Here is a 26627-nt window from a genome sequence, read left to right on the forward strand (position 1 = left end):
GAAAGTGTATACTAATCTCTGAGTACTGCAATAATAAAATATTTATAAGGTATTTTAGGAGGTAAATTCATGGTAGCCGATAAAGCAGCAGATTCTACCGAAATTAAAAACGAAAAAATGGATGTATTAAAATCCACACAAACTGTTGTAAAAACTGCGTTAGAAAAGTTGGGTTACCCTGATGAAGTTTTTGACTTATTAAAAGAACCGGTCCGAATGATGACGGTTAGAATTCCAGTTAGAATGGATGATGGTTCGATCAAAATCTTCACTGGATATCGTGCACAGCATAATGATGCGGTTGGTCCTACTAAGGGTGGGGTAAGATTTCACCCGGATGTAACCGAAAAAGAAGTAAAGGCTTTATCTATTTGGATGAGTTTAAAAGCTGGTATCGTTGACTTACCATATGGTGGAGGAAAGGGTGGAATTGTTTGTGATCCACGAGAAATGTCTTTCCGCGAGCTTGAGGGATTAAGTAGAGGGTATGTACGTGCTATTAGTCAGATAGTTGGCCCTACGAAGGATATTCCAGCACCAGATGTTTTTACAAATTCTCAAATTATGGCTTGGATGATGGATGAGTATAGCCGTATCGATGAATTTAATAGTCCAGGATTTATTACGGGTAAACCTATTGTACTTGGAGGTTCACATGGAAGAGAATCTGCAACTGCAAAAGGTGTAACAATTGCCATTAATGAAGCGGCAAAAAGAAAAGGCATTGATGTAAAAGGTGCAAGAGTGGTTGTACAAGGTTTTGGAAATGCAGGAAGTTTCCTATCTAAATTTTTACATGATGCTGGTGCAAAAGTAGTAGGTATTTCAGATGCCTATGGTGGATTGCATGATCCAGAAGGATTAGACATCGATTATTTATTAGATCGAAGAGATAGTTTTGGTACAGTAACAAAATTGTTTAATAATACCATTACAAATAAGGAATTACTTGAATTAGATTGTGATATTCTTGTTCCTGCAGCTGTAGAAAATCAAATTACAGAAGAGAATGCTCATAATATAAAAGCAAGTATTGTAGTAGAAGCAGCAAATGGTCCAACAACTATGGAAGCAACCAAAATACTTAGTGAGCGTGGAATTTTATTAGTTCCAGATGTATTAGCTTCTGCAGGTGGAGTAACAGTTTCTTACTTTGAGTGGGTGCAGAATAACCAAGGGTTTTATTGGACAGAAGAAGAAATTGATCAAAAACTCCATGATAAAATGACCAAAGCATTTGATACAATCTATCATACGGCTCAAACAAGAAGAATCGATATGCGCTTAGCTGCATATATCGTTGGTGTTAGAAAGATGGCTGAGGCTTCTCGTTTCCGTGGATGGGTTTAATAAATTTATTAAAGGATTTTTAATATATGACGAAAAAACTCTTATCATGTATAGTTTAGATAAGAGTTTTTTTATGTTAGGCTTTTTCGTAGAGTTGATTGCTCTGGTATAGAAATATTCTAAAAAATAGCCTTAATGATTTTTCAGCAAAGGAAGTGCTTGTTTATGGAGAGAGAGAAAGTCATCATCGTAGGTGGAGGACCGTGTGGAATGTCCTGTGCGATAGAATTGCAGAAAAAAGGGATTGATCCACTTATTATAGAAAAAGAAAATATAGTAAACACATTGTATAATTTTCCTACACATCAAACCTTTTTTAGTTCAAGTGAAAAATTAGAAATTGGTGAAATTCCATTTATTACAGAAAAGCAGAAGCCAACTAGAAATCAAGCGCTGGCATATTATCGTTCTGTTGCAGATAGAAAGCAATTAAGGATTAGATCATTCGAAAAAGTGACACAGATCCGTAAAGAAAAAGGTGTTTTTTACCTAACAACTGAATTATCCTCAAATCAAAGCAAGCAATATCAAGCAGACCATGTAATTATCGCTACTGGTTACTATGATCAGCCAAATAGGATGGGTGTACCAGGTGAAGAATTAGCCAAAGTTATGCATTATTTTAAAGAGGCGCACCCTTATTATAATAAAGAAGTTGTCATTATTGGTGGTAAGAATTCAGCGATTGATGCTGCACTAGAGTTAAATAAGGCAGGAGCTAATATAACGGTTTTATATCGTGGTGATCAGTATTCAAAAAGTATAAAACCATGGATCTTGCCAGATTTTGATTCGCTTGTAAGAAAAGATATCATTCAAATGGAATTTAATGCGCATGTGGAGAAAATTACAGATCATCATGTGTACTATACAGTGAATGGGGAACAGAAGAAGATAACAAACGATTTTGTATTTGCAATGACAGGGTATAGACCTAATGTTAAGTTTTTACAAGAAATTGGAATCCGTGTTGACCCTACTTCAGGGAAAGCAGTGTTTAACGAAGAGACGTATGAAACAAATATTAAAGACCTCTTTATCGCCGGAGTAATCGCTGCGGGATTTAATAACAATAAGATCTTTATTGAAAATGGTAGATTTCATGGTCAGCAAATAGCAAAGGCTATAGTAGAACCTAAATAGATAACTTGCCTAGGCCAAGTCTTTATGGTTACCTTGTTGAACTTATATAGGGAATATAAAGTTTATACTTTTTATCAAAATTAAGATAGCAGGGATTTCTGCTATCTTATACTTCTTCCTCAAATATTTCCCTAAGGGACCCTACTGTATTTGACTCTAGCGCTATAAGTAGCTTAATTCTTGCTTTTGGTCCAGTTAAACCATTAGTAAAAATTAACCCCATTTCTTTTAATTGTTTTCCTCCACCTTCGTAGGCATATGTTGGCTGTACAACTCCCTGGTAACATCTTGAAACCAGAATAATTGGAATATCATTCTTTAATATTCTTTTCAATGCAGGTAGTGTATTTTTAGGCAAATTCCCTTGTCCCAACCCCTCAATTACAAGACCATCAGGTTTACCCATATGAATTGCATCTATAATTTGTTCATCCATTCCTGCATATGCTTTTAATAAAAATACATTTTTACTTATTTCCTGAATAGGATAGGAGATACGGGAAATGATCGTATGATGAAAAATTACTGATTCCTTCGTAATAATCCCAATCGGCCCAAATGGTGGACTTTGAAATGTCGCAACATTACTTGTAGATGTTTTTGTAACATTTCTTGCTGCATGAATCTCATCATTCATTACGACCAATACTCCCTTAGAAGCCGATTGCTCATGGATAGCAACTCGAACAGAGCTAATAAGATTGTATAACGCATCAGATCCAATTTCATTACTTGAGCGCATTGCTCCAGTTAAGATAACTGGCTTTTCTAGATTCAGTACTAAATCTAGGAAATAGGCAGTTTCTTCTAATGTATCTGTTCCATGGGTTACAATTATCCCATCGTATTTATCACTAATTGTACTTATTTTCTTTGCTAACTCTAACATATGTCTTGGTGTGATCTGGGGAGATGGTAATGAGAATTCCATCTCTTCATCGATACTAGCATATTTTTTAAAGTGATAGGATAAATCCGTTAACGGGTGTTTATTGGTAGTCTGTATTTCCCCAGTATCCTTATTTTCTAGCATCGAAATAGTTCCACCTGTATGTATAATTAAAATATTTTTCATATAAGCACTCACCTTTGCTTTGTAAATTTTATTTTTTCATAACTGAAAACACCCATACCTGGTATTTTCAATTTGTTACATTAATGTTACGATGAATGTAACAAATTGGAAAGAGGCTAACCGCATATGTTAACTATATTATCTGCAGGTATTGCACCGGGACTAGCATTGCTGTCTTTTTTTTACTTAAAAGATCATATAACTGAACCTTTCTCCTTGATTGTTCGAACGTTTGTTTTTGGATGTTTGCTTGTTTTTCCAATTATGTTTATTCAATATGCATTTACTTCGAATGGAATTGATAATAATTTTATTCAATCCTTTATTATTATCGCATTATCTGAAGAATTTTTTAAATGGTTTATATTTTTATATGTAATTTATCATCATACACAATTTGATGCTCATTACGATGGTATTGTATATGCTGTTTCGATCAGTCTAGGTTTTGCAACGGTGGAAAACATCCTCTATTTATTAAACAATGGAATACAATATGCTTTTTCTAGAGCTATGTTTCCTGTATCCTCTCATGCTCTATTTGGTGTTATTATGGGATATCACTTTGGAAAAGCTAAAACCAACAACCGATATGTAAAATGGAATATATTTTTAGCCCTTTTATTTCCTTTACTATTACATGGAACTTATAATTATATTTTAAAAGCCATTCCAAATAATTGGGTGTTTCTCATTGTTCCGTTTATGATTATACTATGGTTTATTGGATTAAGAAGGGTACGTACAGCACACCAATTGCAATTGGATCCACTTCAACAATTTGAAAAGAAAAACGCCTGAAAACACTTGAAAAAGTTTCAAGTGTTTTTTCATTCTCTAAATTATAGTAATTCATGCAGTTATCTAAAAGATTGCTGCAGTTTCACCTGTGAAATCAATTACATACTATACGAAAAGAACTTTAACTTTAATCTATTTTAAGAAGCGTTACGAGGCTCTAGTTCTTACGTTCATCTTATTATTACTCGTATATATTTCAATTGGTTACATAAAAAAATGCATAAAAAGCCTATTTAATCTAAAAATAGATATTACTAGATGAAGATTAAACAGGAGGAATTACTATGACTTTTAAGAAGATGTTCCTTTTATCAATAATTATATGTTTTCTATCTATAGGACTTCAAGCAATTTATGAACCTAAAGAAGTTGATGCATTCTCAGAACAAGTTATGCAACGAGGAGCAGTAGGAGATGACGTTATTGAATTACAGGCTAGATTACAGTATATCGGTTTTTATCACGGGGAAATTGACGGTGTATTTGGATGGGGAACGTACTGGGCTCTAAGAAACTTTCAGAAAGAATTTGGATTAAAAAACGTAGATGGTCTAGCAGGTGCTAAGACGAAGCAAATGTTAGAAAGGGCCACGGAATATGATGAGCAGTTTGTGAAGGAACAAATAAGAAAAGGAAATAGATTTACCCATTATGGCGGGATGGATAAAGCAAAGCAGAGTGCTCCACGAAAAAAGCAACAACAGCAACAACAACAGCAACAACAACAGCAACAACAACAACAGCAACAAGAACAACAGCAGCAACAAGAACAACAACAGCAACAACAACAAGAACAACAACAGCAACAAGAACAACAACAGCAGCAAGAACAACAACAGCAGCAAGAACAACAGCAACAGCAAGAACAACAGCAACAGCAAGAACAACCTGACACAAATGCCCAAGAAGAAGCAGATGGTGCAGAAGAGGATGAAGGTCGAGCAACAGCGGCTGTTAATGTTCCACAAGGCTTTTCTCAAAATGATATCAATCTAATGGCAAATGCTGTATACGGTGAAGCAAGAGGAGAACCGTATGAAGGACAAGTTGCGGTTGCTGCAGTTATATTAAACCGTGTTGAAAGTCCAACATTTCCTAATACAGTATCCGGTGTGATATTTGAGCCTAGAGCATTTACGGCAGTTGCTGATGGTCAAATATGGTTAACTCCAAATGACAAAGCAAGAGAAGCTGTTTTAGACGCTATAAATGGATGGGATCCTTCTAGTAACGCTATCTATTATTTTAACCCAGATACAGCTACATCTGGATGGATTTGGGGTAGACCTCAAATTAAACGTATTGGTAAACATATTTTCTGTAAATAGAGAGGTGTGATGACATGTTTCGATGGATATTAATAGCTGTATTAACAATTGGTGTTGCAGGGACGGCAGTTTGGGGTTACCAAGAACACCAAGAGAAAAACGCAATACTAATTCAAGCAGAAAACACATATCAACGTTCATTCCATGATCTTTCCTATCATGTAGATTTACTGCATGATAAAATTGGAACAGCGTTAGCGATGAACTCAGATACAAGACTATCACCACAATTTGTAGAAATTTGGCGATTAACATCTGAAGCACTATCAGATGTAGGGCAATTACCTTTGACATTAATGCCTTTTAATAAAACCGAAGAATTTTTGTCAAACATTGGTGATTTTACTTACAGGACAGCTGTAAGGGACTTAGAAAATGAGCCTTTGTCTGACGAGGAAGCAGAAACATTGCAACAGTTGTATGAACAATCTGCAGATATTAAAGATGAACTGCGTAAGGTTCAACATGAGGTAATTGAGAACAACCTAAGATGGATGGATGTAGAATTAGCTCTTGCAACTCAAGATGAACAAGCCGATAATACGATTATCGATGGGTTTGAAACCGTGGAGAAAAAGATCGAGGGATTCTCTGAAAGTAATATGAACACCGCCTTAATCGGAACTTCATCTAACGAGCATAAATTTCAAAATTTAACAGGCGATCAAGTGAGTCAAGACGAAGCAGTTAATATAAGTAAAGAATTATTTAATGTTAAAAATGAGAATAACATTACCATTACCGAAAGTGGAGAAGGGGCGGACATTCCACTATACAGTGTCTCTTATCGTGATGGCGACAAAAATGCATATATGGATATGTCGCAACAAGGTGGACATCCCCTCTCATTACTAGTCGATCGACCTATTAGTGAAAAACAATTAAGCCTTAACGATGGTCAACAAATAGCTGAGCAATATGTTAAGGATCATGATTTTGATAATATGGAAATTTTTGAAACAACCGAATACAATAATACTGGCTTATATTCATTCTTGTACAGTCAAAATGGTGTGAGAGTGTACTCAGATGCAATAGAAGTAAAAGTAGGCTTAGACAATGGTGATATTTTAGGGGTGACGGCTAGAAATTACTTTATGAATCATAAAGATCGTGAAATTCCTGAACCTGGCATTAGTGAAGAAGAAGCTAGGGACATGGTGAATCCAAACGTAGAGATTCAAGAAGAATTCTTGGCTGTCATCGATAATGATATTGGTGAGGAAGTCTTAGTTTATGAGTTCCTAGGTACATTAGGTAATGATACGTATCGTATATTTATAAATGCGATGGATGGTACCGAAGAAAAAGTCGAGCGAATGGACGGAAAAGAAATAAATTTTGCAGGCATGTAAAAAGGGAATGGTCTACACCTTTCCCTTTTTTAATTTTTCTGTAATAATAAAGATATACATAGAATTCTACGATTAGACTACGGGGGAAAATCATGAAGATTGGGACAATACTAAGGTTAGAAGAAAATAATAAGGAAAAATTCCGCTGCAAGATCATAGAAAAAAATGAGAGACACTTAATCATTGATTACCCGATTAATATAAAATCAAAAAAAACGAGGGTATTCAAAAAAGACACCATATTAACTGCTTCGTATGTAGATGAGGATAATGCTGTATACCGCTTTAAGACAGTTGTCAAGGGTAAGCATAAATTAAATGTACCAGCACTTTCCTTACAAATTCCAGGACAAGATGAGATTGAACGGATCCAACGTAGGGAATATGTACGGATTGATACGGCAGTAGATTTGGCAGTCCATAGTAAAAACAATACATTTGCACCATTTACTACTGTATCTTCGGATATTAGTGGTGGTGGCCTTTCATTTATCATTCCTAGAGGGGTAAACTTAGAAGAAACAGAAACAGTTACTCTATTGATCGTATTACATATGAATTCAGGCGAATATCAGTATATTGGTGTAGAAGGTGAAATTGTAAGAGTAATCAATAACCCTAACGCAGCAAATATAGCTTCATTAAAATATACGTCGATAACAAAGCCTTCACAACAACATATTATAAGGTATTGCTTTGAAGTACAAAGGGAACAAAGACAAAAAGAGCTTCAATAAGAAAATATTCATTTAGCTAACTCTATGTGAATTTTTTTCAAGTAGATTAGACCATTATTTTTAGGATATGTTATTATTGATGAGTATTTTTTAACTTGGCCAAGCTGCCAGGTTTTTTTCAAGAGAGACTATAGACATTGAGAGGATTGAAAAAGGCTATGGAAAATAAAAATATTGCAATAGCTATTGATGGCCCTGCGGCGGCTGGTAAAAGTACGGTTGCAAAAATCGTGGCTAGAAAATTATCTTACATATATATAGATACTGGAGCAATGTATCGAGCACTGACATTAAAAGCAACGAATAACAACGTTGAATTAAATGATGAATCGTCTTTAGCGGAATTATTAAGAGAAACTTCCATCCAACTAAAACAAAGTGATGATGGCCAGCGTGTATTATTAGATGGGGAGGATGTTACTTTAGATATCCGATCTCAAAATGTAACGAATAATGTTTCCTATGTTGCTAAGCATCCGGCTATCCGTAAAGAAATGGTTGCAAGACAACAATCACTGGCAAGTAAAAGAGGGGTAGTAATGGATGGAAGAGATATTGGTACACATGTTCTTCCAGATGCAGAAGTCAAAATATTTCTGATCGCCTCTGTTGAAGAACGAGCAAAACGTCGTTATGAAGAAAATATTCAAAAAGGATTTCCTTCAGATTTAGAGGAACTAAAAAAGGAAATTAAGCAACGTGATCAGATTGATTCTAAAAGGGATGTAGCTCCATTGTTAAAAGCGGAAGATGCAATTGAGATTGATACAACTTCGTTAAGTATTGATGAAGTTGCACAAAAAATCTTAACGGAGGTATCTAAAAAAATATAATAAAAGGGAAGAGCAAATGAGTTCTATACAAATTCGCTAAATGGATCATCTATATTATTTTTATCCCTTATACCGAATTAATGTTGTAGGTCAGGATAATATCCCAACAATAGGATCCGTTAACATTTGTTCAAATCATATTTCTCATATCGAGTAAACAAAAAATCACTTCAGGAAGCAGCAGATTTGATCACGATGAAAATTGGGAAATTAATGAAAAAGAATAAATTTACTTGACAAATAATTGTAATTATTAGAAGTTATAAAAAGAGGGTTTTATTTGATAGAATTGTATAGCAATTATATTAATTAGTAATTTACTTGTCTTAGTCTAAGGAGGAAACAGTATGAGTGAATCAACAAATGAATTTCCTGAATTAAAAATTGGTGATGTTGTAAAGGGGAAAGTTGTTAAGGTAGAAGATGACCAAGTCCTTGTCGATATTGGTTTTAAGACAGAAGGAATTGTACCTCGAAACGAACTTTCTAACTTACATATTGACACTAGTGTCGTTAAAGAAGGTGACGAATTATCATTAGTAATTAAGAAAATAAATGATGATGAAGTTATTCTATCTAAAAAAGCTGTAGATACAGACAAAGCATGGGAAAACTTACAGGAAAAGTATAATAACAATGAAGTGTTTGAAACGGAAGTAAAGGAAGTTGTAAAAGGTGGACTAGTTGCTGATGTTGGAGTACGTGGCTTTATTCCCGCTTCCTTAGTAGAAACTTACTTTGTTGATGATTTTTCTAATTATGTAAATAAGAAATTAACGGTAAAGATTGAAGATTTAGATAGAGAAAAGAACCGAGTGATTCTATCTCATCGTGCAGTGGTAGAAGAGGAAGAAACCGCAAAACGATCAAAAGTATTACAATCGATTGAAGAAGGACAGGTTATTGAAGGAACTGTTCAACGTATAACGAATTTCGGTGTATTTGTTGATATTGGCGGAATTGATGGATTAGTTCATATCTCACAATTAGCTCATGAGCATGTTGAAAAAGCTTCGGACGTTGTTTCGGAAGGGGATAAAATTAAAGTTCAAGTACTTTCAGTTGATCGTGACAATGAGCGTATATCATTATCTCGCAAAAAAGCACTTCCAGGACCATGGTATAATATTCAGGAAAAAATTCAAAGAGGTCAAGTGATAGAGGGAACGGTTAAACGTTTGGTTAACTTTGGTGCATTTGTAGAGGTATTACCTAATGTAGAGGGGTTAGTTCATATCTCTCAAATCGCAAATCGTCATATTGGCACTCCACAGGAGGTACTTGAAGTAGGTCAAACAGTAACAGTGAAAGTACTTGATGTGGATGAAGCAGAAGAGCGTATGTCGTTAAGTATAAAAGAGATTGAACAAGAACAAGAGGCTAAAGAATATAAGCAATATGAAAAAGAAGAAGAATCAAGCTTCCAATTTGGAGATTTAATTGGGGATAAACTGAATAAGTTTAAACAGTAATAATTAACTAAAGTGGCTTATCACTATTCATTCACTCGTCTGTGAATAGTGATAAGTCTTTTTTTATCCCATAGTCCTCGCTACTGATGCATTTCAGCAAAGTAGGTTTAGTGGTGGATAAAGAAAATCCCCACTGAATAAAGAGTCACATGATTCGTTTCAGTAATAAGTTAGAGTTTCCCATCTCTAGTAGGTTTAAAAACAAGGGTGTTTAGCAATACTAAAAATGGTAGGTGGGGACATTGATGGATGGAATTTATTTTTATTGGTTCAGTTGGATAATTTGGGTAGTAGTTACGTTTTTCATGAATAAAACAAAGAAAAGAACCTTCATTTCTTGTTGGATTTTACTATCGATAACTACTTCAAATGTATATGTTACAGTCTATCAATATGATATGTCATTGACGTTTGTCAGTATATTGATGGGTGGTTTTTTTCTTTTTTCTTATATACCTAGAACAACTTATCATCTGTTCTGTGCTTTTACAATGATGATAGGTTATTCCAGTATTTTAATTTGGGAAGGACAAGCGCCAATATGGCTGTTTATGCCAAGGTATATCCTAATTCCATTGATTGCGATACTAATGGTCTGCTTATTAGCGAAAGGATTATACCCAAGAATCGCAATTATATTGGTTGGTATTTGTAGCGGAGAATTGCTCTATTGTCACATGCTATCTGACTATTATATCTCTAAAGTAATAGGTGAGATGGTATTCTTTGATACTTTATTGATCATATTGTTCGGGCTAATTTGTATTGAAGCGATTCAAACATTAAAACAAAACCTAGTATCTATAGTACAAAATTACAAACGAACACATGAGAAACAAACAGACATTGAGGTGGCAAAATGAACGAATATATTTACCCTATTGTATTTGGGGTGATCGCAGGAACTGTAGCAAGAATGATAATGTTGAGAACAGATTATCGACAATATCCCACATATTTACATGGGAAGGTAATTCATTTAGCGTTAGGCTTTATTGCGGCTGCATTGGGAGCAGTAGCAGTACCAGCCATATTAGAAATGGAGTTTACAGCAGTTACTTTCTTAACTGTAGCTGCAACACAATTTAGAGAAGTAAGGAATATGGAAAGAAATACGCTTACAGAAATTGATGATTTTGAATTAGTACCGAGAGGAAAAACCTATATTGAAGGGATTGCTATTTCCTTTGAGAGTAGAAATTATCTAGTAATATTAACTGGTTTTGTCAGTACGTTATTCTATATTCTTTGGAATGTATATGCTGCTATTATAGGTGCTATCCTAAGCTTAATTATAAGTAAGTTATTTCAGAGTGGTTCTACTATTAAAGAAATTGTCGAGATCGATCATCATCCCCTACATTTTGAAGGTGCAGGTTTATATGTAGATAACATCTATATTATGAATATCGGATTGAAAGAAAGACAGGAAGAGATTTTAAAATATGGAATGGGATTTGTCTTAACTCCGAAAAATATGAATTCCATTACAACTATAGCGAATTTAGGGCAAAGACAGGCAATTTTGCATGATATTTCAGTTTCATTAGGTGTTATTCGGGATTCCGGAACACCAGCATTAACTCCATTAATCAAGCGAGATTTAGATGATGGACGAATCGGGATATTTATTCTTCCACAAGTAAAGGATATAGAAAAAGCTAAAAAAATTATAGGTGCTGTACCAGTACTAGAAAATGCAATTAGGATGCCTTCCCAATCAAAGATTCATAATAAGGAGGCTAAATAGTATATGGAAATTGAAAAAGCGATACTGGCTGTCATTACAACAAATCAATCAAGAATTTCAGGTGGAGCCCCAATATTTATTTGTGACAGTTCTGATGAGTTACAGAAAATGGCGGCAAACTTGGAAGCGATTACTGACGGAATAGCACATGCACTGAGTGATGAATTATTTATTATCGTTAAACACTAAAACAATTGTTAATATCATTTACTTTTGCTAGAATAAATAAAGTTATAAGCATGCTATCAAATAAGCATAGAAAAGTAATTGAGAAAGGATGTTCCTTTCATGAGGAAATCTGTAGTTGCAATTGTCGGGAGACCGAATGTAGGAAAATCAACTATTTTTAATAGGTTGGTTGGAGAAAGAATATCAATCGTAGAAGATATACCAGGTGTAACACGTGATCGAATTTATGCACAAGCAGAATGGTTAACTAAGACATTCAATATTATTGATACTGGCGGAATAGAAATTGGCGATGAACCTTTATTAGTGCAAATGCGTCAGCAAGCAGAAATTGCAATAGATGAAGCTGACGTTATTATTTTTCTATTGAATGGGAAAGAGGGTATTACTGCAGCGGATGAAGAAGTCGCAAAACTCTTATTTAAATCCAATAAACCAGTTGTATTAGCGGTTAATAAAATTGATAATCCTGAAATGCGCGATGAAGTATATGAATATTATTCATTAGGTTTTGGACAACCTTTCCCTGTTTCCGGTGCACATGGTTTAGGGTTAGGTGATTTATTAGATGAAGTAGTAAAACACTTCCCACAAACAGAAGAGGAAGAAATTGATGATGAAACCATTTCCTTTAGTTTGATTGGTAGGCCGAACGTAGGAAAATCTTCATTAGTTAACGCACTTTTAAATGAGGAACGTGTCATCGTAAGTGAGATTGAAGGTACGACTAGAGATGCCATCGATACAAAATTACATAAAGATGACCAGGATTATATTATCATCGATACTGCTGGAATGCGTAAACGTGGTAAGGTATATGAAACAACGGAAAAATATAGTGTTCTACGTGCCTTAAGAGCAATTGAACGTTCCGATGTTGTGTTAGTACTTATCGATGCAGAAACTGGTATTCGTGAGCAGGATAAAAAGATTGCAGGATATGCACATGATGCTGGAAGAGCAATTGTAATCGTAATCAACAAGTGGGACACCGTAGAAACCAATGAAAAAACAATGAAGGAATTTGAAGAGAAGATAAGAGCTCATTTTCAATACCTTGATTATGCACCTATAGTATTCTTATCAGCCAAAACGAAAAAAAGGCTTCACACATTGCTACCGTCTATCAAAGTAGCTAGTGAAAATCATGCAAAACGAATTCCGACAAATGTATTAAATGACGTCATTATGGATGCTATTGCTATGAATCCTACACCAACGGTTAAAGGTAGACGATTAAAAGTGCTTTATGCAACTCAGGTTGCTGTGAAGCCACCTAGTTTTGTTGTATTTGTAAATGAGCCTGAACTCATGCACTTTTCATATCAACGATTCTTAGAAAATAAAATTAGGGATGCATTTGGATTTGTAGGAACACCTATAAAAATATTTGCTCGAAAACGTCAATAGGGGGAGATATTATGTCTAAAGTTGCTGTATTAGGTGCTGGTAGCTGGGGGACAGCTTTAAGTATCGTTTTAGCAGATAATGGTCATGATGTACGATTATGGACACATTCAAAGGAACAGGCTGAAACAATTAACTCTACTCATAAAAACGAAAAGTATTTAGAGATCATGATTCCAGAAAAAATCAAAGCATATTATGATCTTGAAGCTGCATTGGATGATGTTACGGACGTTGTTTTAGTAGTTCCAACTAAGGCTATTAGAGAGGTTTGTGGACAGTTAAATAATTTAATCACTAAGCCTATTCGCATTATCCATGCTTCTAAAGGTATTGAACCTGGAACCTTAAAAAGAGTAACTCAACTTATTGATGAAGAAATGGATAATTATAATTACGAGGATGTTGTTGTTTTATCAGGACCTAGTCACGCGGAAGAGGTCGCAATGCGCCAACCAACAACAGTAACTGTTGCATCCATTAATGAAGATTATGCAAAGAGTGCACAGGAGTTATTTTTTAATGAATCATTTAGAGTTTACACGAGTAATGATGTAATCGGCATTGAACTAGGAGGAGCTTTAAAAAATATCATTGCCTTAGGAGCAGGTATATCTGATGGCCTAGGCTATGGTGATAATGCAAAGGCTGCCCTAATCACTAGAGGTCTAGCCGAAATTACTAGACTTGGCACCTCACTTGGAGCCAATCCATTAAGTTTTCTTGGATTACCTGGTGTAGGGGATTTGATCGTTACATGTACAAGTGTTCATAGTAGAAACTGGCGAGCTGGAAACTTATTAGGTAAAGGCAAGAATCTAGATGAAGTACTGGATCAAATGGGTATGGTAGTTGAAGGAGTACGTACTGCTAAAGCAGCATATCAATTTGCAACAGCAGAAAATGTAGAGATGCCAATTACTTCAGGGATTTATAGCATACTTTTCAATAATCAAAAACCAAAAGAGGTTGTTGAGCAATTAATGAATCGTGATAAACGTGAAGAAATGGACGACCTTGCTACATTATTACGTAATCGCTATACTCGATAACAACAATCGCTTTTCTTGCATATACTATTTTGAATTACTATAGCAAGGAGGCGAGCGTGTGAGTAACAAACACAGGAATATCTTTGACAAAATACAGAACGACACAAATATTGATCCTAAGGATATCTATAAGGTAGCAGATTCCGTGAAAAATGCGGATTTTTCCGACGAGAAGACCGTTAGAAAATTGGTTCGTCATTTATCCAAAATGGCAGGTAAACCAGTATCTAAGGAAAAGGAAGACAAAATTGTACAATCTATTACCAATAATAAAGTACCAATGGATATGAACGCGTTGAATCAGTTATTTAAAAAATAGACGTTTCTGGGCAAGTGAGGATGCATCCTCGTGTCTACTCGCATAAAATGAAACGCACAAGCATTCATAGATAGGGTTGCTGTGGGTATTATTTAGTCAACCGAGATGAAGATAGCCCCTCTTCATCTCGGATTTTTATGTGAAAACTAGAAATAACGTCTAAATTCCGCGTTTTTTAATGCTTGTTGTCAAATACATATGATATAATACCATGTGCAGTGTTTTAGCAGTTTGGTTAGGAGTGAAAAAACATGTCTCAATCGATGTTAAATATGTGGATTTCCTTTGCAGGTATGGGTTTATTAATCCTTGCAATCGGTCTTATATTACTTAGTAGGTATAAATTGAAAGGGATATTAGCGGGTATTGTCGCTTTCCTTGCATATATTTCATTATTCCTAGGGGGAATTATTATACTAATTATTGTTTTTAGTGGGCCAACATCAGGTTAACCGTAGAGGAGGCTAATAAATGAAATATACATATATTAGGTATTGTACGTTGTTTGTCATGCTTTTACTATTAAGTGGTTGTCTATATCCAAATGGTGAGTTATCTAAGAATCAAGTTCCAAACGAAACGCAGCTTGAAACTGTTCAGAATGCTGTTACACAGTATCAAGAAAGTTCGAATGGGCTGCTCCCAATTAAAACAAAGGACAATGATACACCGATTTTTGAAAAATACTTAATTGACTTTACTGCATTGAAAGAAAGGAACCTGATTACTGAAATTCCTGGAAATGCATATGAAAATGGTGGAGTCTATCAGTATACACTGATTAATCCTGAGGAAAACCCAGAAGTAAAGTTAATTGATTTAAGAATCACAGAAGAAATTAGAAGGATTAATGTAAAATTAGATCAGTATCGTAATAAACATATATATCCTCCTTTTGGAGAGGAAATTGCTAATGGATTATTTCATATTGACCATGAAGCATTAGGTTTTGATGATCCATTATATATTAAAAGTCCATATTCTGCGGAAAACCTTCCCATAATAATGGATACAAATGGTACACTTTATGTGGATTATCGGATAGATTTAAATAATGCGCTAGATGAGTATGAACATAACTATTCAGAGGGCGATGATATCAGGTATTTGTTAGCTGAAAATACCCCATTTGCTCCAGCATACTCACTTCCATATACATTACAAGATGGTGAACCGATATTTATGAAAGAGTAAACTAATGTACAAGAAAATCTATAATATTTTTTTATCATATAATCTCCCTTGAAACATATATTGTTGCAAGGGTTTTTTTAGTGCCCAGGAATAATTGGAAGAGATTATAAACTACGAATGATAATTTTTTACCATTAATTATTTTCTTTTACACATATTAAGTCATATTTTGATAGGACAACATCATAGACTTGTAATGTCAATTATTCGTAGTTTGTTTATTAATATTGTTAGTGAGATCGGGAGGGGATCGTTTGGAAAAGGTTGATATTTTTAAAGATATTTCAAAGCGGACGGATGGAGATATTTATCTTGGGATTGTAGGAGCTGTCCGTACAGGTAAATCAACTTTTATTAAGAAATTCATGGAGTTGGTTGTACTGCCTAATATTGAAGATGAGAGTGAAAGAGTTCGCGCTCACGATGAATTACCTCAAAGTGCTGCTGGAAAAACAATTATGACCACGGAACCTAAATTCATACCAAATCAAGCTGTAAGTGTTAATGTTGAAGATGGATTAGATGTCAATGTTAGATTAGTAGATTGTGTAGGATATGCAGTGGAAGGGGCAAAAGGTTTTGAGGATGAAAATGGCCCACGAATGATTAATACTCCTTGGTATGAGGATCCTATTCCATTTCATGATGCTGCTGAAATCGGTACGAGGAAGGTAATTCAAGAGCATTCAACCATCGGTGTTGTTGTGACAACGGATGGAACAATTGGTGAAATACCACGAAATGATTATGTAGAAGCAGAAGCTCGTGTCGTGGAAGAATTAAAAGAAGTAGGTAAACCATTCATTATGGTAGTTAATTCAGCCAAGCCTACAAGTCAAGAAACAGAATTATTAAGACAAGATCTAGCTGAAGAATATGACATTCCAGTACTCTCCATGAGTATAGAGCACATGACAGAGCATGATGTCTATAATGTACTAAGAGAAGCTTTATATGAATTCCCAGTACTAGAAGTTAACGTAAATCTTCCTAGCTGGGTAATGGTCCTTCGAGAGGACCATTGGTTAAGAGAAAACTATCAAGAAGCTATCCAATCAACTGTAAAAGACATTAAACGTTTACGTGATGTTGATCAAATTGTAGGACATTTTGCAGACTATGATTATATTGACAAAGCTAATTTAGCTGGAATGGAAATGGGAGAAGGTATTGCAGAGATTGACCTACATGCACCAGATTATTTATACGACCAGATCCTCAAAGAAATTGTTGGTGAAGAGATAAGAGGAAAGGATCACTTACTTGAATTAATGCAGGATTTTGCACATGCAAAGCGTGAATACGATCAAGTAGCTAGTGCGTTGAAAATGGTAAAGCAAACTGGATATGGAATTGCTGCTCCTGTGTTAGAGGATATGGAATTAGAAGAACCTGAAATCATTCGTCAGGGTTCAAGATTTGGAGTTCGCTTGAAAGCAGTTGCACCTTCCATTCATATGATAAAGGTTGAAGTTGAATCCGAGTTTGCCCCAATCATCGGTACTGAAAAACAGAGTGAAGAGCTTGTTAGATACTTAATGCAAGATTTTGAAGAAGATCCTTTATCTATATGGGAATCTGATATCTTCGGAAGATCATTAAGTTCGATTGTTCGTGAAGGAATTCAAGCGAAAATTTCCTTGATGCCTGAAAATGCAAGATACAAGCTAAAAGACACACTAGAGCGTATTATAAATGAAGGTTCTGGTGGGTTGATAGCGATAATCTTATAGAAAAACAAAAATGAGTAGCGGCTGTTTAAACGCAGCTGCTTTTTTGTTGTTTTTAAAAATTATACTGAGCGTAAAAGATGTGAATGCGGAGTAACTTGAAATGTTGGCTTGTGCTGGAAGGGAAAGCGTAGTATTCAGCCATAGCGGTATTATAGCAATCGTTTCGAAAGACGGAAGAAAATTAAAACCTACGCTAGGGTTATTGTGCATTTTACACATAATAGCGGTAAAAAATTACGTGAAACTAGAAGGAAATCTTATACTAAGCATCGAATATAGGTATAGGATTAACATATAATTATTCTACTAAGTTTAAAAACAAGTTACATTTTTTAAGTAGAAAACTATAACAAAATCCGAAAAAATAGTGATTTTTTGTTGAATTTTGTAGCAATCTCGGTTAATATTAGCGTTGTCACTATTGAAATTAGTGACTTTATAGTATAAATAATGGTAAATTGGTAAACAAATGATGATATAATTTGTTCCAATACGACCCGAAACTTTTTGGGAGGAGGTGAATGTCATGAACAAAACAGATTTAGTAAATGCAGTTGCTGAAAAAAGCGAGCTTTCTAAAAAAGATGCAACAAAAGCTGTTGATGCAGTATTCGAAGCTGTCATGGATTCACTTAAAAATGGTGAAAAAGTACAGTTAATCGGGTTTGGTAATTTCGAGGTACGTGAGCGTTCTGCACGTAAAGGTCGTAATCCACAAACTGGAGAAGAAATCGAAATTCCTGCAAGTAAAGTTCCTGCTTTTAAACCAGGAAAAGCCCTTAAAGATAGCGTAAAATAATACGTACATAGGGTAAAAAAGGGTGCGTTTTTTCGCACCCTTTTTTCATTACATAAAGTCTTTTAGTAAATATATTTAGGATATTCCTAGTGTTGACAAACGATACCTATAAGGAGGAAGGATAATGGAAAATAAATACGATTACTTCGTGATTAAGGCACTTGAAAATGGCGTAAATGTTATTGGACTTACAAGGGGTTCTGATACAAGATTCCATCATTCAGAAAAACTCGACAAAGGTGAGGTTATGATCGCTCAATTCACCGAGCATACTTCTGCTGTAAAGGTTAGAGGTAAGGCTATTATCAAAACAAGCCATGGAGAAATAAGGAATGAATAACTAGTACACCAAAAATCTATTAGAATTAATTATCTTACATACATAAAATTATGCTATAATAACAAATGCAAGAAGGAATGCTTGAAAGGGCTAAGGTGATTACGTTGCATACTACTAGAAATGAAATACAGCATCTTAAGATTTTGGTTGAAAAGCAAATAAATCATTCATATCTTAAAAAGTATATACAAAAGCCCGTTATTGATGAACAAAAAATACTTTTTTTACATACAATCTTATCTAATGCTTCCATCCCTTCTCACAAAAAAGAACGATATTTGATTACTACGATGTTAGTACAAATTGCTCTTGATACGCATGAGCTTGTTCCTGAAAGAATTGATGTTGAAGAAGGTACAACTGAAATGATACAGGGGCAATTAAATGTATTAGCAGGGGATTATTATAGTGGCCTATATTATTTTTTATTATCCGAACTAGACGATGTTGAAATGATTCAGATTCTAGCTACTGCTATAAAGAAAATTAATGAACTTAAAATGATTAACTATTATTTAGACACGGGTTCTTTAACGGAATATCTAAATAATAGGAAGCGAATTGAGTCATTATTAATTACAGAAGTTGCAGAGTATGTTCATGAAACGTCCTTAAATAGGTTTGCTGAAGAGTGGATAATAACGAATGTGCTTTATTGTGAAATAAACAAGCTAACGAATGGTACGACCAAGATACTAGGGAAGTTCATTCAACATATAGATGATGATCAACTACTTTCAGAGAAAGTAGATAACATTAAACGTATGATAGAAGAGATTCCTGATCAATATAACGTGATAAAGGACTGTGTAATGGAAAAAATCACGGAGGAATTCACTAATACGACATGGGAGAATGATTAGGATGTCTGGACAATCAAAAGAAGAACGTGTACACAATGTATTTGAAAAAATATATCATAAATACGATTCCATGAATTCGATTATATCTTTTCAAAGACATAAGGCTTGGCGAAAAGATGTTATGAAACAAATGAATGTTACTCCAGGTTCTGATGCACTGGATGTTTGCTGCGGTACAGGAGACTGGTCGATAGCTTTAGCAGAAGTTACATGGAAGGATGGCAAAGTAATCGGTTTAGATTTTAGCGAAAACATGCTATCTGTAGCCAAGGACAAAAATAGGGATCTCCAATATGATCACCTTGAATTTATTCATGGGAATGCAATGGATCTTCCTTTTGAAGATAATTCATTTGATTATGTTACAATTGGATTTGGATTACGAAATGTTCCAGATTATATGACAGTTTTAAAAGAAATGTATCGGGTAGTTAAACCAAATGGCAAGGTTGTATGTCTAGAAACTTCGCAGCCGACACTTTTTGGCTTCAGACAACTGTATTACCTTTACTTTCGATTTATCATGCCTCTATTTGGTAGGTTATTTGCTAGAAGTTATAAGGAATATGCTTGGTTGCATGAGTCAGCAAAGAATTTTCCGGATAAAAATGAATTGAAAAACATGTTTTTAGAAGCAGGTTTTTCTCGTGTAGATGTGAAAAGTTATACGGGTGGAGTAGCCGCCATGCATATGGGACATAAATAATTACAAAATAGTATTTTTAAAACTCAAAGGTGAAATTCATGAAATTAGCTAAGACATACAGTTATCTGAAAAAGGATTTAGACATAATTGAAGAGGCATTGGCAGATGTTATTCAAGCCGAGCACCCTGTATTAAGAGAAGCTTCTACTCAATTGCTAAAGGCAGGTGGAAAACGAATTCGACCTGTTTTTGTTTTGCTATCTGGTCAATTTGGTCAGAAGTTTGATATAGAGAAGATTAAAACGGTTGCTATTTCGTTAGAACTAATTCATATGGCGACTTTAGTCCATGATGATGTTATTGATGATGCAGAGTTACGACGGGGAAAACCAACAGTAAAGAAAAACTATGGAAATCAAGTAGCTATGTATACTGGAGACTATATATTAGCAAGAGCTTTAGAAAATATAACTTCCATAAAGGATTCCGCTATTCATCGTACGCTATCCAAAGCATTGGTTGAAGTTAGTCTAGGCGAAATTGAGCAAATGAAGGATAAGTTTAATTGGAATCAGAATTTCCGTACGTATTTACGTCGTATAAAGCGAAAAACCGCACTATTAATAGCGATTAGTTGTAAATTAGGAGCTATTACTTCAGGGCTATCTGACAAAGAAATAAATTATCTCTACCAATATGGCTATAATATTGGCATGTCCTATCAAATTATTGATGATATATTAGACTTTACTTCATCTCCTGAGAAATTAGGAAAACCAGCTGGAAATGATTTAATACAAGGGAATATTACATTACCAGTATTGATCGCACGGCAAGATGCTTCCTTTAATCAGTTATTATTAAAAACGTTTGATGGGAAATCATCTGTTTCTAATGATGACATGGTGGTAATAATCAATGCTCTTAAACAAACCGATGCCATTGATAGGTCTTATGAAATTAGTGATATATATTTAAACAAAGCTATTCATAATGTAAACAAATTACCGGAGGGTAAATCAAAACAAACGTTAATAAATATAGCAAAAATTATAGGAAAAAGAACTTCATAAGCTTATTGTTATTTTTCGGAAAGTTTGATAGAATTTAAAACGGTTACAAAAAGAATCTACATAAAAAATGAGGTGTAATTGTGGAGAAAACATTTTTAATGGTTAAACCTGATGGCGTACAGCGCAATCTAGTAGGGGAAATAGTTAATCGTTTTGAAAAGAAGGGCTTTACATTAGTTGGTGCAAAACTAATGCAAATATCAGATGAGTTAGCAAAGGAACATTATGGAGAGCATAAAGAAAGACCTTTCTTTGGCGAATTAGTAGATTTTATAACTTCAGGCCCAGTATTTGCTATGGTATGGGAAGGCGAGAATGTGATTAAATCTGCACGTGAAATGATGGGTAAAACTAATCCTTCTGAAGCTGCACCTGGAACTGTTCGTGGTGATTTTGGCGTAACAGTAGGTAAAAATATTATTCACGGTTCCGATTCACCAGAAAGCGCTGAGAGAGAAATTAACCTTTTCTTTGACGCAAACGAACTTATAACATATACGAAACAAGAAAGTACTTGGATTTATTAGTAGAAAGCGCCTCCGTTAGAAGCGGGGGCTTTTCATTTACAATAACTTATGCTAAGTAAAGAGGAAGAATTATGACAGATGAATATATAGAGTTTATAGCACGAATTAAATGTAAATTAGGTATTGATTTGACGTTGTACAAAGAAGCACAAATGAAACGCAGGCTCACCTCCTTAAGAGATAAACGAGGCTTCACTAATTTTGATGATTATTATAACGCAATGGAACAAGATAACGATTTATTAGTAGAATTTGCTGATCGAATCACGATTAATGTTTCTGAATTTTTTCGTAATCCTAAACGTTGGGATGTTTTAATTCAAAAAGTAATACCGATGTTAGCAAATACAAAACGAAGTCTAACAATTTGGAGTGCTGCCTGTTCGACAGGGGAAGAACCATACAGCATAGCCCTTATTATGCGTGAGTATTTCCCACAATTATCATTGAAGCTTATAGCAACAGATATCGATGATAATGTAATAAGTAAAGCCAAAATGGGTAAATACCAATCCTCCGCACTTAAGGATTTGCCGCTAGAATTGAGAGATAAGTATTTTCAATTAGTTAATGGGTATTACGAGCTCGATGAGTCGATTAAAAAAATGGTACAATTCAAAAAACATAATTTACTAGAAGACGCTTATCCTAAAAATGTTGATTTAATTATTTGCAGAAATGTTTTAATCTACTTCACTGATCAGGCGAAGGATAAAATATATACTGATTTTTCAAAGGCTTTACAATCCGATGGAGTATTGTTCGTAGGGAGTACTGAACAAATATTTTCACCGAGTAAATATGGATTGCATTTATTAGACACATTTTTTTATCAAAAAGATTAATTGCTTAACTCTTATCCTTGTTTCGGATAAGAGTGTTTTATTTTTCTAATTTAGTTTGTAAAAATATGATTTCAATATAATTAGTAGAATGTGCTATAGTTAAAGCTAGATTATATCAAGGAGGTAAAACGATTGAGATATTTAACTGCAGGCGAATCACACGGGAAGCAATTAACTACCATTATTGAAGGACTACCAGCACAAATGCCTCTATTACGAGAAGATATCAATGAATCTTTGTTACGAAGACAAAAGGGATATGGGCGCGGCAAAAGAATGCAAATCGAAAAAGACCTTGTTGAGATTATGAGCGGTGTTAGACATGGATATACATTAGGTTCACCGGTTTCACTTGTTATTCATAATGATGATTTTAAACATTGGACAGATATTATGGGAGAGGACCCTATTTCAGACGATACCAAATTACGAAGAATAGTAACGAAGCCTCGGCCTGGTCATGCAGATTTAAATGGAGCATTAAAGTATGGGCACCGAGATATGCGTAATGTATTAGAGCGTTCTTCGGCACGAGAAACTGCTGCACGTGTTGCAGCAGGTGCGGTTGCAAAAACGCTTTTAAGGCACTTAGACATAGAGATTTGTGGTTATGTAAAAGAGATTGCAGGAATCAAAGCAACTGATCAGCCTACTATGACAATGATAGAAAAGGTAGGGGTTTCAGAGGCTTCACCTGTACGAACATTAGATAAAAATGTTGAACAACAGATGATGGATGCAATTGATCAAGCGAAAAAAGACGGAGACTCTATTGGTGGAGTGACGGAAGTCTGTGTGGAAGGCATGCCAGCTGGAATTGGATCATATGTACACTATGATCGGAAATTAGATAGTAGAATAGCTGGTTCCGTAGTAAGTATTAATGCCTTTAAGGGTGTTGAGTTTGGAATTGGCTTTGAAGCTGCACGAAAAAATGGAAGTGAGGTTCATGATGAAATTTTATGGGACAAAGACCATGGATATTACCGAAAGACTAATCGTCTGGGTGGATTTGAGGGTGGCATGACCACTGGCATGCCTCTCATTATTAAAGGAATAATGAAACCAATTCCAACACTTTATAAACCATTACAAAGTGTTGATATCGAAACAAAAGAACCATTTCATGCAAGTATTGAGCGATCTGATTCCTGTGCTGTTCCAGCAGCTGCTGTTGTGATGGAGCATGTAGTAGCATTTGAGCTTGCGAAAGCTATATTAGAGCAATTCCCACATGATCAATTTCCGAAGCTCAAGCAGGCATTAGAATCATATCGAAATGAAATAAGGTGTTTTTGATGAAAAAACTTTCCATAAAATCAAGCTCACATTCCTATCCTGTTTATATCGGAGAAAATATTCGTTTTAATTTGTCAAATCTTGTGCGGAAAAGTTATTCTTCTTTTTTGATTATTACGGATGAAAATGTAGGTGGTTTGTATTTAGATGATGTGAAACAATCGATAGGTATATCAGACAATATTCATCATGTAGTTATACCTGCAGGCGAACAATCAAAAAATATTCAATCATTCTATGCACTTCATACGAAAGCAATGGAATATGGATTAGATCGTAATTCGTTAATTATCGCGCTGGGTGGTGGTGTAATTGGGGACTTGGCTGGATTTGTTGCAGCTACATTTATGCGAGGGATTGATTACATCCAGGTTCCTACTACTATTTTAGCACATGATAGCAGTGTTGGTGGTAAGGTTGCAATAAATCATGAATTAGGTAAGAATTTAATTGGGAATTTCTACTCACCAAGGTCTGTAATATATGATGTTACTACGTTGCATACGTTACCTTTAAAAGAAATACGTTCTGGTTATGCAGAGTTAATTAAAGAAGCATTATTGGCAGACCAAGAATTGTTTCAGGATATACTACAAACAAATTTAGACTCCCTATCAAATAGTAAGCTAATTGAACATTTAAAGAAAGGGATTCATATCAAAGCAAAAATTGTAGAACAGGATGAGCGTGAAACAGGTAGTCGAAAGTATCTCAATCTTGGCCATACACTTGGCCATGGGTTAGAAGCGGAACTTGGATATGGAGCGATTACCCACGGTGAAGCAGTAGCAATTGGTTTATTATTTGCACTATATGTTAGTGAAAAAGAATTTTCTAATAACTTAGCATTTGAGAACGTATTTCATTGGTTTCATAGAAATCAATATCCATTACATATTCAAAATATGGATGTCAATGCACTGTTGGACCGAATGAGATTGGATAAGAAGACTCTTATGCAAAGGATCCAGATGATTCTACTAAAAAAAATATCTGAACCGCAAATAATGGAGTTTGATAATTATAAATTGGAACAGTACATAACAGGATTTATTTCATATTTGAATGACAGGATGACAAGTTAATATAGAACAATAGAAGGGTGAGATAAATGGAAGAATACGCTCTGCCACTGAATAAACCTCTATATGGAGAATTAGAAGTTCCAGGTGATAAGTCCATATCACATCGTGCTGTAATATTTGCCTCATTAGCGGAAGGAACATCACAAATTAGCCATTTTTTAGATGGTGAAGACTGTATGAGAACAGTTAATGCTTTTCAAGCAATGGGAGTATCCATTTCTAAAAATAAGACAACACTTATTGTAGAAGGAACAGGTCCATCTAATCTTAAAGAGCCTTCCATCCCGTTATATTTCGGGAATTCTGGCACAACTACTAGATTAATGATTGGATTGCTAGCTAGTTTACCAATATTTACAACTGTTTATGGCGATGAATCGTTAAGTACTCGTCCAATGGATCGAGTGGTCAACCCATTAAAGTTAATGAAGGCTGAAATTAATGGGCGAGCAAATGGTAAACTATTGCCATTAGCCATCGATGGAAAACAACTTCATGGTTTTACCTATGAGTTACCAGTTAAAAGTGCTCAGGTTAAATCTGCATTGTTATTAGCTGGATTATTTGCTAATGGGCCAACTACAATTATCGAGAATACACCAACAAGAAATCACACCGAAAATATGCTGAAAGCACTCGGTGCAACAATTACAACTCGTGACGGGAATATTACTCTAAGTCCATTAGAACAGCCTTTAGAACCTTTGAATCTATATGTCCCGGGAGATATCTCTTCGGCTGCATTTTTTATGGTTGCTTGTGCCATTATACCTAAAAGTAGTCTTTTAATTAGAAATGTAGGGTTAAATGAAACCCGAACTGGAATTATTGATATATTGGAACGGATGGGAGCAAGGATTCAAACAAAGAATGAACGAGTTGTTCATGGAGAAAAAATAGGGGATGTTTCAATAAGTCAAGCTCCTCTAAGTAGTACCATAATCGAAGGAACGATCATTCCAAGATTAATTGATGAAATACCAATTATTGCACTTTTAGCTACCCAAGCAGAGGGTACAACAATTATACGTAATGCAGAAGAGTTAAAGGTTAAGGAAACCGATCGAATAAAAGCGATTGTAGATGTACTTCAAACATTAGGAGCTAAGATTGAAGGAACTGATGATGGATTGATCATTCACGGAAGAACGAACCTAACAGGTGGAAAAGTTAAATCATTCGGTGATCATCGTATTGCTATGATGAGTGTTATTGCTTCCTTAATTTCAAATGAAAAAGTGTTCATTGATGATACAAGTTCCGTTTCCATATCCTATCCATCTTTTTTCTCTGATTTAAATCATATCATTACTACTTAAAGAGTAAGAGAATCTCATGAGGAGGTTCTCTTATTTTACATCAGGAGCATGAACATTTAAACTTTAGTTGAAAGTCGTGTAAGGAAAGGAATT

The 26627-nt window shown here is 34.8% G+C and carries 28 protein-coding genes; 27 read left to right on the forward strand and 1 reads right to left on the reverse strand.

Annotated elements, in window-relative coordinates:
• Positions 1–69: 69 nt before the first annotated feature.
• Together GMD78_RS02395 and GMD78_RS02400 are read left to right on the forward strand one after the other, a co-directional pair.
• The gene (locus tag GMD78_RS02395) at positions 70–1350 is read left to right on the forward strand and encodes a Glu/Leu/Phe/Val family dehydrogenase (RefSeq protein WP_155666757.1); all 1281 of its coding nucleotides are present in this window, start codon (positions 70–72) and stop codon (positions 1348–1350) included.
• Positions 1351–1515: 165 nt separating this feature from the next.
• Entirely contained in the window at positions 1516–2493 is a 978-nt protein-coding gene (locus GMD78_RS02400; RefSeq protein WP_155666759.1) for a YpdA family putative bacillithiol disulfide reductase, read from the forward strand.
• A gap of 106 nt (positions 2494–2599) precedes the next feature.
• Here the strand turns inward: GMD78_RS02400 and GMD78_RS02405 are convergent, their stop codons facing one another.
• Positions 2600–3568 (reverse strand): asparaginase, encoded by a 969-nt coding sequence (locus GMD78_RS02405; RefSeq protein WP_155666761.1) that lies wholly within the window; start codon positions 3566–3568, stop codon positions 2600–2602.
• 126 nt (positions 3569–3694) lie between these two features.
• On the opposite strand from GMD78_RS02405, the gene prsW reads away from it, so the two are divergent.
• The 25 genes from prsW to aroA all read left to right on the forward strand — a co-directional run bounded on the left by prsW (position 3695) and on the right by aroA (position 26534).
• On the forward strand, positions 3695–4369 hold the full coding sequence (prsW, locus tag GMD78_RS02410) for a glutamic-type intramembrane protease PrsW (protein ID WP_155666763.1): 675 nt from the start codon (positions 3695–3697) through the stop codon (positions 4367–4369).
• 284 nt (positions 4370–4653) lie between these two features.
• Positions 4654–5697 (forward strand): spore cortex-lytic enzyme, encoded by a 1044-nt coding sequence (sleB, locus tag GMD78_RS02415; protein WP_155666765.1) that lies wholly within the window; start codon positions 4654–4656, stop codon positions 5695–5697.
• A 14-nt stretch (positions 5698–5711) separates the two neighbouring features.
• Positions 5712–7052 carry a germination protein YpeB gene (gene ypeB, locus GMD78_RS02420; protein WP_155666767.1) on the forward strand — a complete coding sequence of 447 codons (1341 nt, stop codon included), beginning with the start codon at positions 5712–5714 and terminating at the stop codon, positions 7050–7052.
• A 92-nt stretch (positions 7053–7144) separates the two neighbouring features.
• A complete protein-coding gene (locus GMD78_RS02425) occupies positions 7145–7789 on the forward strand; it encodes a flagellar brake protein (protein ID WP_155666769.1) in 645 nt (214 codons plus the stop codon).
• A 158-nt stretch (positions 7790–7947) separates the two neighbouring features.
• Entirely contained in the window at positions 7948–8622 is a 675-nt protein-coding gene (cmk, locus tag GMD78_RS02430) for a (d)CMP kinase (RefSeq protein WP_155666771.1), read from the forward strand.
• 347 nt (positions 8623–8969) lie between these two features.
• On the forward strand, positions 8970–10094 hold the full coding sequence (rpsA, locus tag GMD78_RS02435; protein ID WP_155666773.1) for a 30S ribosomal protein S1: 1125 nt from the start codon (positions 8970–8972) through the stop codon (positions 10092–10094).
• A 245-nt stretch (positions 10095–10339) separates the two neighbouring features.
• A complete protein-coding gene (locus GMD78_RS02440; RefSeq protein ID WP_155666775.1) occupies positions 10340–10957 on the forward strand; it encodes a YphA family membrane protein in 618 nt (205 codons plus the stop codon).
• Positions 10954–11844 (forward strand): YIEGIA family protein, encoded by an 891-nt coding sequence (locus tag GMD78_RS02445; RefSeq protein WP_155666777.1) that lies wholly within the window; start codon positions 10954–10956, stop codon positions 11842–11844. The genes GMD78_RS02440 and GMD78_RS02445 overlap by 4 nt, the downstream gene beginning before the upstream one ends.
• A 3-nt stretch (positions 11845–11847) precedes the next feature.
• On the forward strand, positions 11848–12033 hold the full coding sequence (locus tag GMD78_RS02450) for a capping complex subunit for YIEGIA (RefSeq protein WP_155666778.1): 186 nt from the start codon (positions 11848–11850) through the stop codon (positions 12031–12033).
• 99 nt (positions 12034–12132) lie between these two features.
• A complete protein-coding gene (gene der, locus GMD78_RS02455) occupies positions 12133–13443 on the forward strand; it encodes a ribosome biogenesis GTPase Der (RefSeq protein WP_155666780.1) in 1311 nt (436 codons plus the stop codon).
• 11 nt (positions 13444–13454) lie between these two features.
• Positions 13455–14492: an NAD(P)H-dependent glycerol-3-phosphate dehydrogenase gene (locus tag GMD78_RS02460; protein WP_155666782.1), complete on the forward strand. Its 1038-nt coding sequence runs from the start codon at positions 13455–13457 to the stop codon at positions 14490–14492.
• Positions 14493–14550: 58 nt separating this feature from the next.
• Positions 14551–14811: a stage VI sporulation protein F gene (locus GMD78_RS02465; RefSeq protein WP_343042068.1), complete on the forward strand. Its 261-nt coding sequence runs from the start codon at positions 14551–14553 to the stop codon at positions 14809–14811.
• A 251-nt stretch (positions 14812–15062) separates the two neighbouring features.
• Entirely contained in the window at positions 15063–15263 is a 201-nt protein-coding gene (locus GMD78_RS02470) for a DUF2768 family protein (protein ID WP_155666784.1), read from the forward strand.
• A 19-nt stretch (positions 15264–15282) separates the two neighbouring features.
• On the forward strand, positions 15283–16005 hold the full coding sequence (locus GMD78_RS02475) for a hypothetical protein (protein ID WP_155666786.1): 723 nt from the start codon (positions 15283–15285) through the stop codon (positions 16003–16005).
• A gap of 254 nt (positions 16006–16259) precedes the next feature.
• On the forward strand, positions 16260–17738 hold the full coding sequence (spoIVA, locus tag GMD78_RS02480; protein ID WP_155666788.1) for a stage IV sporulation protein A: 1479 nt from the start codon (positions 16260–16262) through the stop codon (positions 17736–17738).
• Between the two features lie 526 nt (positions 17739–18264).
• A complete protein-coding gene (locus GMD78_RS02485; RefSeq protein WP_036688170.1) occupies positions 18265–18537 on the forward strand; it encodes an HU family DNA-binding protein in 273 nt (90 codons plus the stop codon).
• A 124-nt stretch (positions 18538–18661) separates the two neighbouring features.
• A complete protein-coding gene (mtrB, locus tag GMD78_RS02490; protein ID WP_155666789.1) occupies positions 18662–18877 on the forward strand; it encodes a trp RNA-binding attenuation protein MtrB in 216 nt (71 codons plus the stop codon).
• A gap of 104 nt (positions 18878–18981) precedes the next feature.
• A complete protein-coding gene (locus GMD78_RS02495; protein WP_196493692.1) occupies positions 18982–19740 on the forward strand; it encodes a heptaprenyl diphosphate synthase component 1 in 759 nt (252 codons plus the stop codon).
• A 1-nt stretch (position 19741) separates the two neighbouring features.
• Entirely contained in the window at positions 19742–20446 is a 705-nt protein-coding gene (locus GMD78_RS02500) for a demethylmenaquinone methyltransferase (protein ID WP_155666793.1), read from the forward strand.
• Positions 20447–20484: 38 nt separating this feature from the next.
• Entirely contained in the window at positions 20485–21459 is a 975-nt protein-coding gene (hepT, locus tag GMD78_RS02505; protein WP_155666795.1) for a heptaprenyl diphosphate synthase component II, read from the forward strand.
• A gap of 80 nt (positions 21460–21539) precedes the next feature.
• Positions 21540–21986: a nucleoside-diphosphate kinase gene (gene ndk, locus GMD78_RS02510; RefSeq protein ID WP_425495038.1), complete on the forward strand. Its 447-nt coding sequence runs from the start codon at positions 21540–21542 to the stop codon at positions 21984–21986.
• A 71-nt stretch (positions 21987–22057) separates the two neighbouring features.
• The gene (locus tag GMD78_RS02515; protein ID WP_155666797.1) at positions 22058–22831 is read left to right on the forward strand and encodes a CheR family methyltransferase; all 774 of its coding nucleotides are present in this window, start codon (positions 22058–22060) and stop codon (positions 22829–22831) included.
• Positions 22832–22963: 132 nt separating this feature from the next.
• The gene (gene aroC / locus GMD78_RS02520; protein ID WP_155666799.1) at positions 22964–24130 is read left to right on the forward strand and encodes a chorismate synthase; all 1167 of its coding nucleotides are present in this window, start codon (positions 22964–22966) and stop codon (positions 24128–24130) included.
• A complete protein-coding gene (gene aroB / locus GMD78_RS02525; protein ID WP_155666801.1) occupies positions 24130–25215 on the forward strand; it encodes a 3-dehydroquinate synthase in 1086 nt (361 codons plus the stop codon). The genes aroC and aroB overlap by 1 nt, the downstream gene beginning before the upstream one ends.
• A gap of 26 nt (positions 25216–25241) precedes the next feature.
• The gene (gene aroA / locus GMD78_RS02530; RefSeq protein ID WP_155666803.1) at positions 25242–26534 is read left to right on the forward strand and encodes a 3-phosphoshikimate 1-carboxyvinyltransferase; all 1293 of its coding nucleotides are present in this window, start codon (positions 25242–25244) and stop codon (positions 26532–26534) included.
• The last annotated feature ends 93 nt before the right edge of the window (positions 26535–26627 follow it).

Origin of the sequence: Ornithinibacillus caprae, assembly GCF_009728145.1 — a bacterium.
Lineage (GTDB): Bacteria > Bacillota > Bacilli > Bacillales > Amphibacillaceae > Ornithinibacillus > Ornithinibacillus caprae.